Annotated in this window: 1 protein-coding gene; it reads left to right on the top strand. The window is 66.5% G+C overall.

Translation table 11 applies throughout. The annotated features are described in order from the left end of the window. The coding region (locus ACFXHE_RS44135) for an acyltransferase domain-containing protein (RefSeq protein WP_379391778.1) at positions 1-1,259 on the top strand (1,259 nt) is incomplete at both ends.

Below are 1,259 nucleotides of genomic sequence, written 5' to 3'. Positions count from 1 at the left end.
GCCGCACGCCTGCACGAGTTCCTCACCACCTCGACACCACAGGACAATCCGTTCTCGCCGGCGGATGTGGGTTGGACCCTGGCCACGGGTCGTTCGCGTTTCGATCACCGTGCCGTTGTGATCGGCAATGATCTCGACGAACTGCTCGAGCAATTGCAAACCCTCACCACCACAACCGATTCCATCGATTCCACTGTGGTCGTCGGCACCGCCGGGCGGGCCGGTAAGACCGTGTTCGTGTTTCCCGGGCAAGGCTCGCAATGGCTGGGCATGGGACAACAACTGCTGGATTCGTGCCCGGTGTTCGCCGAGGCGATGACCGCTTGCGACCAGGCCCTAGCACCGTTCGTCGACTGGTCGCTGCTGGACACGATCCGCGGCGAAGGCGCGGACCTGTCCCGTGTGGACGTGGTGCAGCCTGCGCTGTTCGCGGTGATGGTGTCGCTGGCCCGGGTGTGGGAATCGATCGGTGTGACCCCGAACGCGGTGATCGGGCACTCTCAGGGCGAAATCGCCGCGGCCTACATCGCCGACGCGCTGTCTCTGCAGGACGCGGCGAAGATCGTGGCCCTGCGGTCGAGGCTGCTCGCCGAGATCGCAGGACACGGCGGGATGGTCGTGGTCTCGTTGCCCGAGGACACGGTGTGCACCCGCGTGCAGTCCTGGACGGGTGCGCTGGACATCGCAGCGGTCAACGGCCCCGGCTCGGTAGTGGTCGCTGGTGAGGAACCAGCGCTGAGCGAGTTCGTCGCCGACTGCGAGGCCGAGGAAATCTCGATACGCCGTATCGCCGTCGACTACGGCAGCCATTCCCCGCAGGTGGAATCTCTTTCCGAAGCCCTGATCGAAGCGTTGGCCCCGATACGGCCCCGGTCCTCGCGGATCACGTTCTACTCCTCGGTGACCGCGGGCCCGATGGACACCACCGGACTCGACGCGCAGTACTGGTACCGCAACCTGCGCAGCACTGTGCGATTCGAACAGACCATTCGAGCCCTGCACGCCGACGGGCACACCGTGTTCGTCGAAACCAGCCCCCATCCAGCACTGCTCGCCGGGATCCAGGACACCCTCGACACCCTCGGCGCCGACCGCGCCGCCGTGGTCGGAACCCTTCGACGCGATCACGGCGGCTGGGACCAGATCCTGCGCTCGGCAGCCGCTGCGTTCGTCACCGGTGCCGATGTCGACTGGGCCGCGATGCTGGCCCCGTACACCCCCCGGTGGGTCGATCTGCCCACTTACGCCTTCCAGCGCAG

Origin of the sequence: Nocardia sp. NPDC059229 (assembly GCF_042754165.1) — a bacterium.
GTDB lineage: Bacteria > Actinomycetota > Actinomycetes > Mycobacteriales > Mycobacteriaceae > Nocardia.
The sequence above is the reverse complement of the archived record's forward strand: the minus strand, read 5'-3'. Positions and strand labels throughout refer to the sequence as shown.